Here is a 1,838-nt window from a genome sequence, read left to right on the forward strand (position 1 = left end):
TAACTTTCTCCATTCCCCATGTTTTTCTTAATTATACAAAAAAGTACCCTATAGGTAGACTTTTTTTTAATGTCTACTCTATAGGGTACATTTTAAACGGTCCGTAGACTCCTTTTTTCTATATTTCCACCATAAAATCCAAGGAATGATCGGAAATTATGACACAAAACCACCATTGCCAGGATAAAAACACATATTAAAACCAAATATCATGATCTTTTTGATCAGCCTTAACTAAAGCCTTATATACATCATCTATTTTTTTGCAGCTTCTTTGGAGTAATCATTATTTCGTTCCTTTTATAAGAGATAACTTAATCATCACCATATCAGAGGTTATTTTTTCTAAAATCTTGGTAATTAATCAATAACCTCCTACCATTGCTGACCTATTCAAGATATGGACTTGTCTGCTTTAAAAAAGTAAGGAAATAAATGAACCACCCGGTAGCAGTTACAAAAAAGGTGATTTTTGTTTTGAATCTTAAACTAACGTCATCCATATGGGGGTAAATATTAAGTTCTTTTTGAATGGAACATATCCTCTTGCCACTTATAATAACCATAAATCACTATGGAAAAAAAGACAAATAGGATAAAACGTCCCCATATAGTTATGTTAACTAGCTTATAGATTCGTAATACTTCTTGAAAGAGATAATGTATAGGAAATACTGCAAACATGAAATCTATGATGATGTTAGTAACAAGATACTTCCAAAACTTTCCGTAAGTATAATGGAAAACCCAAAAAGTTATTATCGGAAAAGCACCAAATACACCAGAAACAAATAAGGGTTTTAAGCACGGAATAAGCGTCTCATTAATTACCCAATGTTTTTGATTATCGGCAACCACGTTATAAATAATCATTAAATAGGAGGCAAAAATTGCTGCAGGCATAAATCGTTTAATATTTTCCTTCTTAACTAAAAATAATGTGAACCATGGAGCGATTAATACTATCCATAATAAGATTTTATTTATCAAAGTAATCAACCCTTTTATACTGCTTATTATTTTTATTATTTCATTCCCTTCAGTTATTATTCTTTAGTCAAAAATCGTTAAGGTAAGGACTTGTATTATTAACTATCCTGACCCTTTAGTTGAAGAAGATCTCAAAGGATCAAATGAATATTGTATAAAAATTAGTTTACATAACAAAATAAGTTAGCCAAAGAGTCAAACCCTTGTGTATCAAAGGTTTGGCTCTTAGTCGTTTTTTATTAATTAGCATAATTTTATACATCTTTGATTTATCAACGTTTTTGGCTTCTGAAGAAGCCTGGCAGCTGTATAAAAAAGTGGCGTTTTATGCAACATCTTATTTAAATATAATGACCCTAAATGAAACAAACTTAGGAGCCTCCTATGAGCCTGTTAGCATTGCATGTGCCTGAAACACAAGATGGACTTTTATATTGTTGATTCTTACTCATCCACAGCTAAACTCACATTTAGTGAAATACACATTTCTATGTATTGCCAGTCTAGACCCGTACATTCAGAGGTTCGTCAGCAAAAAGGTTTACTGTCCTATTACGTTGCATTCTCACCTTATTTGTTCAACCCAAGCACCATGATTTACACCACCCCATCGGGTAGGGTTTCGTCAGCCGAACTGGTACGGTAAATTCTCGAGCCTATTAGCCGAGCTTATAACATGCTTTTCCTTACTAAAAGGCGTGCTATTCGACGCAGGGGAAGCCTTTCAGAGCGTTACCTCATCATTCGACTTTTCGATATAACCCTTCAGTTTTAGATATCTAAAACTGCCTGACCTTTACCGAAATTGTGTGACCACATTTCATTTGAGTCAGGAACATTTCGCACCA

Annotated in this window: 1 protein-coding gene; it reads right to left on the minus strand. The window is 33.4% G+C overall.

Going from position 1 to position 1,838, the window contains the following annotated elements; all coding sequences use genetic code 11:
• Window positions 1–516: 516 nt before the first annotated feature.
• A complete protein-coding gene (locus tag IC621_RS25800) occupies window positions 517–990 on the minus strand; it encodes a hypothetical protein (RefSeq protein WP_191162869.1) in 474 nt (157 codons plus the stop codon).
• Between the last annotated feature and the right edge of the window lie 848 nt (window positions 991–1,838).

The organism is Metabacillus arenae (assembly GCF_014773385.1).
Lineage (GTDB): Bacteria > Bacillota > Bacilli > Bacillales > Bacillaceae > Metabacillus_D > Metabacillus_D arenae.